This is a genomic window from Streptococcus sp. oral taxon 061, assembly GCF_964211575.1.
Classification (GTDB): Bacteria; Bacillota; Bacilli; order Lactobacillales; family Streptococcaceae; genus Streptococcus.
This window is the reverse complement of record NZ_CAXOQQ010000009.1, coordinates 51495-65670: the sequence shown is the minus strand read 5'-3', so window position 1 is coordinate 65670 and position 14176 is coordinate 51495. Positions and strand designations below refer to the sequence as shown.

General features: G+C 40.6%; 8 protein-coding genes. 1 reads left to right on the top strand and 7 read right to left on the bottom strand.

All coding sequences use genetic code 11. The features are described from left to right. The 3 genes from AB8E63_RS07630 to hisS all read right to left on the bottom strand — a co-directional run. Positions 1 to 1075 (bottom strand): collagen binding domain-containing protein (locus tag AB8E63_RS07630; RefSeq protein ID WP_368910659.1); only part of this gene is annotated, 1075 nt, incomplete at its 3' end. Positions 1076 to 1222: 147 nt separating this feature from the next. Beyond that, positions 1223 to 7711: a G5 domain-containing protein gene (locus tag AB8E63_RS07625; protein WP_368910658.1), complete on the bottom strand. Its 6489-nt coding sequence runs from the start codon at positions 7709 to 7711 to the stop codon at positions 1223 to 1225. A gap of 273 nt (positions 7712 to 7984) precedes the next feature. Then, a complete protein-coding gene (hisS, locus tag AB8E63_RS07620) occupies positions 7985 to 9262 on the bottom strand; it encodes a histidine--tRNA ligase (protein WP_368910656.1) in 1278 nt (425 codons plus the stop codon). 195 nt (positions 9263 to 9457) lie between these two features. On the opposite strand from hisS, the gene AB8E63_RS07615 reads away from it, so the two are divergent. Next, on the top strand, positions 9458 to 10030 hold the full coding sequence (locus AB8E63_RS07615) for an MptD family putative ECF transporter S component (protein WP_368910655.1): 573 nt from the start codon (positions 9458 to 9460) through the stop codon (positions 10028 to 10030). A 22-nt stretch (positions 10031 to 10052) separates the two neighbouring features. Here the strand turns inward: AB8E63_RS07615 and AB8E63_RS07610 are convergent, their stop codons facing one another. The 4 genes from AB8E63_RS07610 to AB8E63_RS07595 all read right to left on the bottom strand — a co-directional run bounded on the left by AB8E63_RS07610 (position 10053) and on the right by AB8E63_RS07595 (position 14152). Continuing rightward, complete coding sequence (locus AB8E63_RS07610) at positions 10053 to 10745, bottom strand: methionine ABC transporter permease (protein ID WP_320693698.1); 693 nt, start codon at positions 10743 to 10745, stop codon at positions 10053 to 10055. Position 10746: 1 nt separating this feature from the next. Continuing rightward, entirely contained in the window at positions 10747 to 11808 is a 1062-nt protein-coding gene (locus AB8E63_RS07605) for a methionine ABC transporter ATP-binding protein (protein ID WP_368910654.1), read from the bottom strand. Then, positions 11801 to 13174: a M20/M25/M40 family metallo-hydrolase gene (locus AB8E63_RS07600; protein WP_368910653.1), complete on the bottom strand. Its 1374-nt coding sequence runs from the start codon at positions 13172 to 13174 to the stop codon at positions 11801 to 11803. Before AB8E63_RS07600 ends, AB8E63_RS07605 begins: the two co-directional genes overlap by 8 nt. A gap of 123 nt (positions 13175 to 13297) precedes the next feature. Beyond that, positions 13298 to 14152: a MetQ/NlpA family ABC transporter substrate-binding protein gene (locus tag AB8E63_RS07595; protein ID WP_368910652.1), complete on the bottom strand. Its 855-nt coding sequence runs from the start codon at positions 14150 to 14152 to the stop codon at positions 13298 to 13300. Positions 14153 to 14176: the final 24 nt, after the last annotated feature.

Sequence of the window (14176 nt, the reverse complement as noted above, 5' to 3'; positions counted from 1 at the left end):
GAGCTTCAGTTGTTGTTGGAGCTTCAGTTGTTGTAGTGGTTGTCGTTGTTGTAGTGGTTGTCGTTGTAGTCTTATCACCGCTACCTTCACCTGAACCAGTCTCTAAACGAGTAAGTTTAGTGATTGAACGTTCTTCAGGGAAGTTAGTTGCTTTCCACTTCAATGTGTTAGCTACTTTAGTACCTTTTGGAAGGTCGTTAGTAAGTTCAGTTGTGTACTCAATCCACATTGGCCAGTTCCAGTTATCACCAAAATTAAATGTGAATCCTGTGATTTGACCTGCTTCATTTCTTGTGAATACAGCTGTCTTAGTGAAGTTGTCAGTTGGGTTCAACTTGAACAATTCGTTTTCACTTTGGATTTTGTTTGGTTGAGTTGCGTAACGAACAGCACGCAATGAACCCTCTACAAGAACTTGACCGTTATCGCTGAAGTCATCAGTAATAACCAAGTTATTCAATTTATCTTGAACAGCGTTCAAAAGGATACGCCATTTGATACGTTTAGGGTTTTGTTGGTCTTGGTAACCATATTTGTATTCGTAGTCATCTGGAACACCTACATATTTCTCATAGGTTACATTGTAAGTTTCTTCACCAAACTTAAATGTGTACTTACCAGAATCAGTCCAAGTTTTTGCATTCGGACGAACTGAGTATTTCAAAGACATGACTTTGTCTTTGTAGTTTTTAGAGAAGTAGTCCGTGAAAGTAATGGTTACTTTACCTGTACTTGGATCAGTTACTGCATCACCAACCTTTTGACCGTCGGCGTGAAGGATTGGGAATTCAAGTTTAGTAACAAGTTCCAATTCTTTTGGAAGGTCCAAAGTCAAGGTATCCCCAGCATTGATCTGTTGTGAGTCTGGGAAAGTAAGGCTATTTGTTGCCTCCAAGACACGACCAGTCGTAATCTTTTTGTCCGCAGTTATAGGTTGACCATCAACCTTAACTTCTGTGTTCATAGTATATTGAGTTACTTCAGTAGCGAAAACTGTCGTCAGTGTTGCCAATGAAAGAACCAAGATACTTAACATCGCTAAAATGCGCGTAGCGCTAAGCTGTGAATTCTTCATCACAATAAACTCCTTTAATTTAATCTGATATATCATAGCATTTTTTAGTTTCTTTTACAAGTCTTTTAAAGGGTTTTTTAAAAGATTTTTATTTTTCTGCTAGAAATATTATTATTTTTGTTTTATATTGTCTCTTTTCGACAAATTTCATCTTCTATGGTCATCTTTTTTCTCGCGAATACCGACCAAAGTTAAGAACATCATCAACATTCCAAGTAGGCTGATCCACCAGTGTGATTGCTCTCCAGTCTCTGGTAAGAGCTGGTCTTGGACAACTGGTGCTTCAACTGTTTGAGGTTTTTGAGCTGAAACTGCCAATGGCTTCATCTCCTCCAGTTTAGGAGATGGAACTGGTGCTGATGGTTCTTGTTTTGATTGTTCAACCAGGGTCCCTATTTCAATAATCTCTGCTTGTGGTTCTTCTAGGATTTCTGAGCGAATCAATTCTTTCTTAATCACAACTCCATTCTGCAAAGTCAAACGATACATATATTGACGTTTTCCTGGTTTTCCTTTTTGTAGAAGAATTTGTGTACCTTTAGCAAACTTAGGATTTTCAACTATTTGTTTTTCAAAGTCAATCTCTTCTACTTGGATGTTTTCTTCTATAATTATAGAAGAAACTTGCTTGGTTCCGATCTCAGTGATCTCTGCTTGTGGTTCTTCTAGGATTTCTGAGCGAATCAATTCTTTCTTGATCACAACTCCGTTCTCAAGAGTCAAGCGATACACATCTTGTCGTCTACCTGCCTTGCCTTCTTGTAAAGTATTCACAGTTCCTTTTGCTAGCTCTGCATTTTCAACTGTTTGTTTCTCAAAGGCTACTTCTTCTACTTGGATGAGTTCCTCTGTTGTAATAGTAGGAATTCGTTTTGTTCCAACTAAGATTACACGAGCCACTGCTTTTCTGATAACCGTGGTATCTACCAATGTAGAAGAACGCTCTTCATCATTGAAGTAGTATTTCTCAAACGTTCTGTGAATTAGTCCATCTTGACCTTCTTGGAAGACTCTAGTTTCACCTTCTGGTAAGCTATCATCATTGCGATATTCTGTTTGATGACTAATGACTTCATCCTCAGTCACCAAGACAGTACGCTCAACTCCAGCACCCACCACAAGAACTTGGTTGATAGGTTGAGTCGTGATAACAGTTCTTAGATACTCACGTTGAGTTTCTTTACCATTGACATAGGTTACTTTATAGTAGTCTGTTTGAGTTCCTTCTTGGCCTTCTACTTCGACCAGACGATAGCTAACAGGCTTAGTCTTGTCCTCACGAACGATGGTGTTGTAAGGAATCGCACTGGTTAAGTTGATCTCTTTGGTTTCAGTAACTTGAGAACCGATATGGATAATCTGCTCAAGGGCTGGACGCAACTCTTTGACGCTAATCAAGTCCGTCTTGACTAAGATGCCATCTTTATAAGTAAGCTGATAAATTTTTTCTACTAAACCAGCACGACCTTCTTGAACAAGCTTACGTTCACCCTTTGGAATATTTTCATCAATAACGGTAACTGTTCTAAAGTTAGTCTCTTCAGTTCGCGTTTCCTGCTTCACTTTAACATTTGGAACATGTTTTGTCCCAACTAAAATGATGGTTGGAATTGCTTCTCTGACAACTTTACTTTCGATTAGTTTTGAAGAACGTTCTTCATCATTGAAGTACTGTTTCTCGATTGTCTTATGGATGAGGCCATCTTGACCTTCTTGAAGAACCTTTGTTTCACCTTCTGGTAGAGTATCGTCGTTACGATATTCAGTTGAACTTGTGATTCTTTCTTCTTGAATTTCGAAGATTGTACGCTCAATTCCAGAACCTTCAACTAGGACTTTATTGACAGGTTTAGTTGTAATGACAGTTCTGATGTGCTCACGCTTGGTTTCCTTACCATTGACGTAAGTTACTTGATAGTAGTCTGTTTGAGTTCCCTCTTGGCCCTCTACTTCAACAAGGCTGTAACCAACTGGCTTGGTCTTATCCTTGCGAATAATAACATTGTACGGAATTGGACTTGTTGTGTTGATTTCCTTGGTCTCAGTGACTTGAGTACCGATATGGATGATCTCATCTTGGACTTTCTGAACTTCCTTGCTACTGATCAAATCTGTCTTAATCAAGACTCCGTCTTTGTAGGTTAGTTGGTAAACTTTCTCAATGAGACCATTTCGTCCTACTTGAACTACCTTAGTTTCACCTTTTGGTAGGTTTGGATCTTCAATTTTTTGAGACTTGTAGGCAATCTTCTCAGTTTGAGTATCCTGTTCTACCTTGATAGTTGGTACATGTTTTGTTCCTACTAAGATGATCGTTGGAGTTGCTTCTTTAATCAGTTTGCTGTCTACTAATTTCGTAGAACGCAATTCGTCATTGAAGTATCGTTTTTCGATCGTCTTACGAAGGAGGCCTTCTTCTCCAACTTGAGAAATCTTAGTTTCACCTTCTGGAAGAGTGTCATCATTTCGATACTCAGTTGAGCTTGTAATCTTATCTTCTTGAATTTCAAAGAGAGCACGTTCTACTCCAGCACCTTCGACAATCACCTTGTTAATAGCTTCTCTAACGACTGTTGTCTTCAAATGTTCCCGTTTGGTTTCGGTACCACTGATGTAAGTTACTTTATAGAGGTCTGACTTCTCACCGTCTTGGCCTTCTACCTCAGTCACTCGGTAGCCGATTGGCTTCGTGGTGTCTTTACGAACCTTAATAGTAAATGGAATTGGACTTGTCTCGGTTGCTTCTCTAATTTCTTTGATACGAGTTCCAACTTGGATGATCTCATCTACTGGATCTGTAGTGATGTTAGATTCTACAAATGTACGAGATGTCTCTTCTCCATTCACTTTCGTTACAGAGTAACGATTTGTTTTCTGGCCTTTCTTACCTGCCTGGATAACCTTAGTTGTCCCTGCAGGAAGCTGATCTGAAAATTCTTTGAGAGTATTGTAATCGATTGACTCTGTCTCATCTACAAGTTCAGTGGTTTCAACAATAGGTGTCGCATTTCCGACACGAACGACACGGTTGACTGCATCTGTAATCTTATGTTCAGAAACGATGGTACGACCGATTTCTTTACCATTTCGATAGCTTACCAAGAAAGTACGGATAATTTGTCCTGGAGTTCCTTCTTCATCGACAACACTTTCTCCTGCTGGAAGTGTATTGTCTGAGACGTAAATCGTCTTGAATGGAACGTCAACCTGTTCATCCAATGTACGTTCTGTCATCTTAGAAGTACCGATTACTGTGATTTCGTCTACAGCTTTTGGATCCTCAACTTTTGAGATTTCTTTACGAGCAACTTCTACATCGTCCTCATAGGTCACTTCATAAGTTGTTGTGATGGTACCAGGAGATCCGACTTGAGTAATCTTGCTGTATCCTTCTGGTTGGGTTTCATCTTTTTCGATAACCTTGTTGAAGTCTTTTTCTTCGACAACAACTACGGATCTGATTGATACAACCACACCTAGACCTTTAACAACAATCTTGTTCTTCTTCTCTTTAAGGACATTTTCATTGACCAAGGTACGGTCAACGAGTTCATCATTGAGGTAGGTAAGTTTATATTGACTTTCAATACGACCTTTCTCACCTTCTTGACGGACTTCTTCGTAGCCTTTTGGTTTCGTGTAGTCGTATTCAACTACAGTTTCAAAGTCAACATCCTTAACCTCAGTAGTGTATTCAACTTTTTCTACTGCACTACCAACTGTAATAATGCGTTTGACTGGTTGGTCAATCACTGTTTCAGACGTCAAAGTCTTACCGGCTTCCTTACCATTCAGTTTTCTGATTTGATAAGTCTTTTCAACAGAACCATTCTTACCAGCTTGATTTTCAAATTGATAAGTCTTTGGTTTTGTTGGGTCAGTTCTGATTTCTGTTTCGTATGCAACCGTTTCTTTCTCAGTAACAGTCTCAAATGTTTCTGTCGCTGTACCAATCAAGACGATTTCTCTCGTAGGCTCTTGAATTACTTCCTCAGATTCAATCTGACGACCTACAATTGTATCACCAACTTTGGTAATCTTATAAACATTAACTTTCTTACCAGGTACACCTTTTTGTACAGTTTCTTTAAATCCGATAGGAAGTTCATCTGTCTCACGAGTTTCGATGATGTACTCTGTCGTTGTTGTTGTACGAAGTGTTTCAACCGTTTTATCACCAACGATATCTACTGGAGCTAGTGGCTTCCCATCTAGAGTATTACGTCCAAGGAAGACATTATTACTCTTAGCATTTAAGTTCACCCAATCACCATTGTATAGTCTAAAGAAACCATTCTTGTTTGGTGTGTCGGCGATGAATTTATTGTCTGTAGCTGTTACTTTAACAGTGTCGTTTAGACGGTTGATACCAAAGAAAGCTTGCATTATGTCTTTGATAACTCTACCGTCCGTTTTACGGGTAACATCATAACGTTGCCACGGCTCATTGTCTTTATACTTAAAGGTATTGCTATTGACATCAATAGAAGCTGCGTTTGTACTTTCAATCGCAACCGCATTTTTCCATCTAGACTTAATCTTAGAAACGGTCAACTCATTGTTGTCAATATTGATACTTCCTCTAGTCTTAGTAAATGGTACTTTTGTAACCTTGTTGACATGTTTTCCAGTAGTACGGTCAATAACACTTGCTACATAAGTTGTATCATCATTGATATAAATAGGTAACTGCTTGATGTCATCTACTTCAATCTTGTTTCTTGAAATAGTGATGTCACCTGAACCGCCACCTTCAACACCTCTAGATGCTTGAGCAGTATTGTTGTTAACAGAAATGATATAGTCTGTCGAATCACCAGTGATAGTGTTCCCTTCGATATTTAGGCTATAATCATTTGAACTTTCGTTATTTCTAAAGAGGATCCCAAAAGTTCCTAGTTGTCCATTTTCAAATGGTTTTGTCAAACCTTCAATGGTGTTATTTGAAATAACGTAACGACCTTTATCAAGAGGTTTGGTCCATTTATGGTTTTTCTCATTTGTCAGGATAGAGATGGCTGTGTAACCACGGTAACGCGCTGGATCATCATCATCGTTTTCCAACTTAGAGTTTGGATCTTGAGTTACCTTGTTGTTACGAATAATGACATCTGTCATCGGATTGGCACGGTTATAGACCTCAATACCATTCAAACGGTCCCCGAGTGAGACGTTATTTTCGATGAGAATCTTATTCCCGTCGTGAATATCCAAGCCTTTACGGTAGTTGTAGTTTGTATAGTTTCCAGTATAGGTAATACCATCATTGTAAGAACCAGCCATTGAGGCTGCACCATATCCAGTACCACCGTCCAACACATGACCGTTGTATGACAAGATATTATTGTCTACCACAAAATTACGTTGGTAACCGAACATAACACCAGCAACACGGTTGTTATGAAGGAAAGAGTTGGTTACCTTGTTACCGTCCATGATAGGAACATCTGGATCTCCGATAGACTTGACTTCATTTGAAACCTTCTCAGAGATACTGCTGTAACGGATTGGTCTACCGCTAGCATCATACTCTTGAGCTGTCGCCTTACTTGAACTAAAGAAGACACCGGCTCTGTTGAATTTCATAGCACGAACGTCATTGATCGTAACATTTGAAGAATCGTTTACGTAGATACCGTTTGAACGTCCAAAGTAAGATTTTCCTTTACGGTAAAACTCATTATCCTTAGTGTAGTCGGATGAATCATAGGCATGCTCAACAGTTAAGCGGCCTACAGTAAAGTCCTTCTGATTTTGAATGAGGATCGCAGACTCGTAACGGTTATCCGTCAAGTTTGTTTCAGGATCGTGCTCTCCATCTTGCTTTTTGTTAAACACGATTTTTGTATTGTTACGACTTGGATCACTACCAATCAAACCTTTTACATTGGCATAGTTCTCATCGATAACCAAGGTTTTCTTCAAGAGGACATTCCCTGAAACCATTACGGCAGCTCCACCCTCAACCTCATTGGCTGCTTTCAGAGCTTTTTGAAGAGCATCACTTGCTTCAACCTTACCAGTTGTATCTAATCCGAAATCTGTAGCTTTTACATACTTACCGTATGTTGCATCTTCATATACTTTTGTATTACTAGCTGCTGCTCTTCTACGACGAGCTCTAGGAGCTGCTGATTCATCTTTAGGAGCTTTCGGTTCCTCTTTAGGAGTCGTTACCCCCTCTTGAGGTGTCTCTGACAACTTTTTCAGTTCTTCTTCAGGTGTTGTTTCAGCTGCTGGTTTTTCTACCTTAGGCTGCTCAGTTGTTGGTTGCTCTTGGACAGGTTGTTCCGCTTTTGGTTGTTCTGCTACTGGTTTTTCTTCAGCAACTTCCTTCTCAGCAGGAGACCTGTCTGCTTCCTTTTCTGCCACTTCCGTTGTAAAAGTAGTGTTTTCCGGCGTTAAAGCTGTAGTCTTTCCCTCATTAGCAACCGGCTCTTTCTTATCATTAGCAGTGGCTTCACTCTTTTGATTTGTGATCTTATTTAATGAAGTTGCTTTTTCATCCTGATTTTGCACAACTGTGTTATTTGAGAAATCAGTTGTATCAGCTTTAACATGCACTTGACCTAATTGGAAAGTGGTTAAAATCCCAATTGTCAATAGTGAATATTTTGTTGATTTCCTAATATTCATTTTCTTTTTCTCCAAACTCTCATCTAGCCATCATCTCTTTATAAGATTTGAATTATGCATAAATATCCTTAGACTCCCTGTTTTAGGGCGCAAAATATTTATTCTATACTATTCAATAATACAGTGATAGAGAGCGAAAGTCAATAAATTTTAACCGAAATTTTTATTTATCCAACTAATACTTTTCGTTTATGATTTTTTTCTAAAATTTGTGTCTTTTTAGTACTTTTTATCCAAAAAAGCTAGGAGTTTTTCCTAGCTTTTTTGGTTCTTTTATACCAATTTTTCAAATACTTCTGAGAAGCTTTTGCTAATAGTTTCAAGCAAAACTTCTACTTCTTCTCGAGTTTGGTTGTTCTTGACCGTAACTTGTCCGCTTTCGACCTCGCTCTCTCCAAGAGTGATAAGAGTCTTAGCAGCAAAAACATCGGCTGACTTAAACTGAGCTTTGAGCTTGCGATTGAGGTAATCACGCTCGGCTTTGAAGCCTTGCTGACGGAGAGCTTGTACCAACTCCAAGGCTTTCAGATTAGCCTCTTCACCAAGGACAGCAATATAGACATCTAGGGCATTTTCGATAGGAAGTGCCACGCCTTGTTTTTCAAGGACTAGAAGAAGACGCTCTACACCAAGTCCAAAACCAAAGCCAGCAGTCTCAGGACCCCCGAAGTAAGCAACCAAGCCATCGTAGCGACCACCTGCACAGACTGTCAAGTCATTGCCATCAATCTCTGTGATAAACTCAAAGATGGTGTGGTTGTAGTAGTCCAGACCACGCACCATGTTGGTATCGATGATATAGTCTACTCCGAGATTTTCCAACATCTGACGAACAGTATCAAAGTGGGCTTGGCTTTCTGCATCCAGGTAATCCAAGATAGAAGGTGCATTCTCCACTGCTACCTTATCTTCCTTTTCCTTAGAGTCCAAGACACGAAGAGGATTTTCTTCCAAACGACGTTGACTATCCTTAGACAAGGTCTCCTTGAGCGGTGTCAAGTAGTCAATCAAGGCCTGACGGTAAGCCGCACGACTCTCAGGATTTCCAAGAGTATTTAGATGCAGTTTGACACCTTGAACACCGATTGCTTTCAAGAAGTGGGCTGCCATAGCGATCGTTTCTACATCGGTAGCTGGATTGCTAGAGCCAAAGCACTCCACACCAATCTGGTGGAATTGACGCAAACGGCCTGCTTGTGGACGCTCATAGCGGAACATAGGGCCCATGTAGTAGAACTTACTTGGCTTTTGAACTTCTGGTGCGAAGAGTTTGTTTTCCACATAGGAACGAACAACAGGCGCAGTTCCTTCTGGACGGAGGGTAATATGGCGGTCACCCTTGTCATAGAAATCATACATTTCCTTGGTTACGATATCGGTTGTGTCTCCAACAGAACGACTGATGACTTCGTAGTGCTCGAAAATAGGGGTACGTACTTCTGCGTAGTTGTAGCGTTTGAAAATTTCACGCGCAAAGCCTTCAACGTACTGCCACTTGGCAGACTCAGCAGGTAAAATATCCTGCGTTCCTTTTGGTTTTTGTAATTTCATAGGGAATCCTCTTTAAACTTAATAGTCCTATTTTACCATAAATAAAGGGATTGGGACAGTCGGAGGAGTAAAGAAATAGCTTTGGTCTATTCCTTTTTCATCTAGTTCCCGGACAAATAGCAAATGTAGGCCAGCATTTACAATCTGCCACAAGCATGGTACAATGAAAACCATCAGATATACGAAGGAGAATTTATGAAAAAGAATATCTTGACAACTCTTGTGGCTGCCCTTGTCTACTTTCTCTGTATCGGAGTGGGGGTTCTACTAGGAAACCTTGTCGACCACACTGGAAATATGTTTTACGCCCCTGCCTTTTCTGCTCTTGTTGGTGGTAGCGTCTATATGATCCTTTTAGCAAAAGTGCCTCGTTTTGGAGCGATTACTACGATTGGACTTGTGATTTCTCTATTTTTCCTCGGGAGCAAGCATGGTGCTGGAGCCTTTCTGCCAGGAATTATCTGCGGTCTTGCAGCAGATGGCATCGCTCACCTAGGCCACTACAAAGATAAGGTCAAGAACCTTCTTTCCTTCCTAGTTTTTGCCTTTGGTACTACTGGTCCCATCCTACTCATGTGGTTGACCCCTCAAGCCTATATCGCAACTCTAGTCGCTCGTGGAAAATCTCAGGACTATATCGATCGCATTATGGTTGCACCGAATCCTGCTAATATCCTCCTCTTTATCACAAGTGTTCTCATCGGCGCTTTACTTGGTGCCCTGATTGGACAAGCACTTAGTAAGAAATTAGCACATAAAACATCATAAAAAAGAGCCAGATGGCTCTTTTTTATTTATGACTTAATTTCTTGGTCAAGAAATCTCCCAAAAATTGGATAGAAAAGATAATCAAGATAATGATGAGGGTTGCAAGAATAGTCACATCGTGATTGTAACGGTTAAAACCATAAGCGATAGCTACGTTACCGATACCTCCAGCCCCAACTGCTCCCGCCATAGCTGTTTCACCGACTAGTGAAATCAAGGTTACAGTCGTCACGCGGATCAAATCTGGAAGTCCTTCTGATAGGTAAACACCCACAATGTCCCAGAATGTTGCTCCGCTAGCTTGAGCCGCTTCAATGACACCACCATCAAGCTCTGATAAAACTACTTGAACCTGACGAGCAAAGAAGGCAAAAACTGCAAAAGATAGAGGTACGATAGCTGCATTTGGCCCAATACTTGTCTTCACAATCAAGTGAGAAAGTGGTGACAAGATAGCCAAAAGGATGATAAATGGAACTGCACGGAAAATTGACGTGATCTTGTCTAAAATCCAGAAAACAACTTTATTTTCCAAGACACCACCTGGAGCTGTCAAGACAAGGAAAAGCCCTGCAACCAGTCCTAAGAAACCTCCGATGATAAAGGAAAGAACCGTCATATAAAGGGTCAAGTAGATAGCTGTCCCCCAGCCAGCTTGACCAGACCAACCCATCTTGTAGACGTTTGGTAAGTATGCTTTAATCAATTCTGCCATCTTACTGTCCTCCCTTCAATACTTTTAGTTGCACACCAGCCTGACGAATGGCCTCTTGAGCGCTTGCCAAGGCTTCTTTTTCCCCTGACAAGACAACAACAAGCTCACCCACAGGAGTACCATCCAAAATTTCAATGTTCCCATAGAGAATATTGGCTGTTACTTGGTAGTGTTTGTATAATTCATTCAAAAGTGGCTCATCTGTAGAAGCGCCTGCATACTTGAGTTGTACCAAAATGCTATTTTCAGATAAGTGCTCCACGATTTCTTGCTTTTCAATCTTGACCATAGCTTCATCGATACCAGTAGCCGTTGAGATAAAATCCTGGGTCAATGGCTGCTTAGGATCTGAGAAGATTTCAAGAACGCTACCTTCTTCAATCAAGCGGCCATCCTGCATAACTGCCACACGATTAGCAATGTCTTTGACAATCTGCATCTCATGCGTAATCAAGACAATAGTCAAGCCTAGTTTACGATTCAATTCTTGCAAGAGTGACAAGATTTGTTTTGTCGTCTTTGGATCAAGAGCTGAAGTTGACTCGTCCGAAATCAAGATTTTTGGATCATTAGCTAAGGCACGCGCAATGGCTACACGCTGTTTTTGACCTCCAGATAATTGTGAGGGATAGTTTTCGGCACGGTCTGCAAGACCAACCAAGTCCAACAACTTAGCCACTTTAGCCTTCTTATCTTTCTCACTGAGTCCAGAGTGTTTGAGGGCAAAGGCTACGTTTTCCTCTGCTGTCTTCTGACTCATAAGGTTAAAGTGTTGGAAAATCATCCCAATATCCTGACGTTTGCGACGTAATTGCCCGGCAGTTAAGGTTTCTTTACCATCGAAAATCACATCATCATCTACAGTAATTCGACCTGCAGATGGTTTTTGTAATAGGTTAATAACACGAACCAGGGTTGACTTTCCTGCTCCAGAATATCCAACGATTCCGTAGATATCTCCTTCTTGGATGTGAATGGTCACATCCTTAACCGCTGTGACAGTTCTTTTCTTTTGATGAAAAGTCACATCGATTTGATCTAACTTGATAATATCTCTACTCATAGCTCCTAATCAGCTCCTCTACTAATTCAATATGGGTATAATAATCTGCGATTCGCACATTTTCATCTCCACCATGGTCTCGGCTATTGGCATTTCCCAAACCGAAAGCGACCATGGGGACTTCTAAGGCATCAAAGACTGTATGCATGGGACCTGTCCCAGCCGTTGTCGGCAATACAGAAACTCCCTGTGGATAGAATTTCTTGGCCAGCTCAATCACGTTGAGAATGGACGGCGCACTCATATCACTTCGATAGCTCATCTCACCCAAAGTATAGTACAATTCTACCTTATCAAAGCCGTTTTTGTCTAGTTGTTTCCGAATTTTCTCTAAAACATCATGTGGGTCTAAGCCAGGAACCAAGCGGACTTCTAGCTTAGCGCTAGCTTCTGCTGGTAGAATCGTTTTAACTCCTTGACCTTGATAGCCTGACTGGATCCCTTCGATATTAAGCGCTGGCTCAAAAAAGAAACGTTTTAGAAAGGCTGTGCGTTCCTCTTGTAACAGTGGTAATTCCAAACCATAAATCTGGCTGATCTCCTCTGGGTTTCGTTGGGCATAGGTTTCAACCAAGGCTAACTCACGTCCGTTCGGCTCCTGCACATCATCGTACAAGCCCTCAACTAAAATACGCCCATCTGCAGCTCGCAAACTGGTCAATGCTTGAATGAGATACCATGGAGCAGACTCCACAATACCACCATAGCTGGAGTGGATATCCACGTCTGCACTCTTAACCTTGGCATCAAAGGTCACAATCCCCTTATTTCCGCCTGAGATTTCTAGCTGCTCTAAGGCATTTTTTGTCCCTTGTTCCCAGACCAATAAATCTGCACCACGAAGTTTGTCAGCATGCTTTTCTAGATATTTATCCAAATCCATAGAGGCCGATTCCTCAGCCCCTTCCATGATGAAGCTAATATTGACAGGAAGATCATCATGGTGCTGCATATACTTTCTCAGTGCACTCAGTCTAGCTGTGATATGTCCTTTATCATCATCAACGCCACGTCCATACATAATCCCATCACGGACAGAAAGAGTAAACGGTTCCTCCGTCCACACTTGATCACCATCTGCCGGTACCGTATCGTAGTGGTTGTAGAAAATGATAGTCTTGGCATCTGGGCGTGAACTTTTAAAATGGGCCATAACAAAAGGTGCTGTATAACTTTCATCAATCTCAACCTCTGCACCTACACGCTTAAAAATCTCACCTAGATAACGGGCAACTTCTTTAAGACCAACTTGCTGAGCAAAAACTGATTTTTTGGAAATCAAAGTACGCAAAACCTCAAAATAATGTTGTGCTACATGATCCTTTTCAAATTTATCAATTTGTTCTTGTGGGCTAGAAAAAACCATTTTCTCTCTACCTTTCTACTAGGGCTTGTACCTTTGAGTAAGTACAAGTGAATGTTCATTTTGCTTAAATCTCAATATAAAAGCAAGAGGTGGAAAATCTCTCTCCCACCTCTTTATGTTTTATTACCAAACTGGTTGATCCAAGCCGTCTGAAGTTTCTTCGATGACTTTTTTCACTTCATCTGTATGGTAAGCTGCGATAACTTTCTTGATTGCATCAGCTTTAGGTGATGTTTCCCAATCTTTTTTCGCAACGATGATGTTATACCATTGTTTTGAGTTTTCGTCAGCTTGCTCTTTAAAGAGTGCTTTCTTGTAGTCCAATTTTGCTTCTGTAACGAACGTGTTGTTTACAACAGCTGCATCAACTGATGACAATGAACGAGCTGTTTGGCTAGCGTCCAATTCAGTGATTTTCAAGTTCTTTGGATTTTCTGTGATGTTTGCGATTGTCGCAAGTGCAGTTCCTGAAACATCCAACTTAATCAAACCAGCTGATTGAAGCAAGTAAAGAGCACGGCTTTCGTTTGTAGCATCGTTAGGTACTGCGATTTCACCGTTTGCTGGGATGTCTTCGACTTTAGTGTACTTGTTTTCACTTCCGTTTAAACCTGAGTAAAGACGGATTGGTGAGATGTAAGTATCTGCAATCGCAACAAGGTCTTTACCGTTTTCTTTGTTCCAGTTATTCAAAAAGTTGTAGTGTTGGAAAGCGTTCAAGTCAACTTCCCCATCAGCAGTTGCTTTATTTGGTTGTGAGTAGTCTGTAAACTCTGTGAATTCCAATTTAATTCCGTCTTTTTCAACCAATTCTTGGATTTTATCCCAACGCGCTTCTTCTGAACCGCTACGGTTTACAGTTGCGATTTTAATTGTTGTTCCCTCAGCTGCTTTTTGACCTGAAGATGCACAAGCTGCAAGTGTAAAACCTGCTACTGTAGCGACTGTCGCTACGCCTAACCATTTTTTAATGTTCATTGTTTTTTTCTCCTTATAAATAAT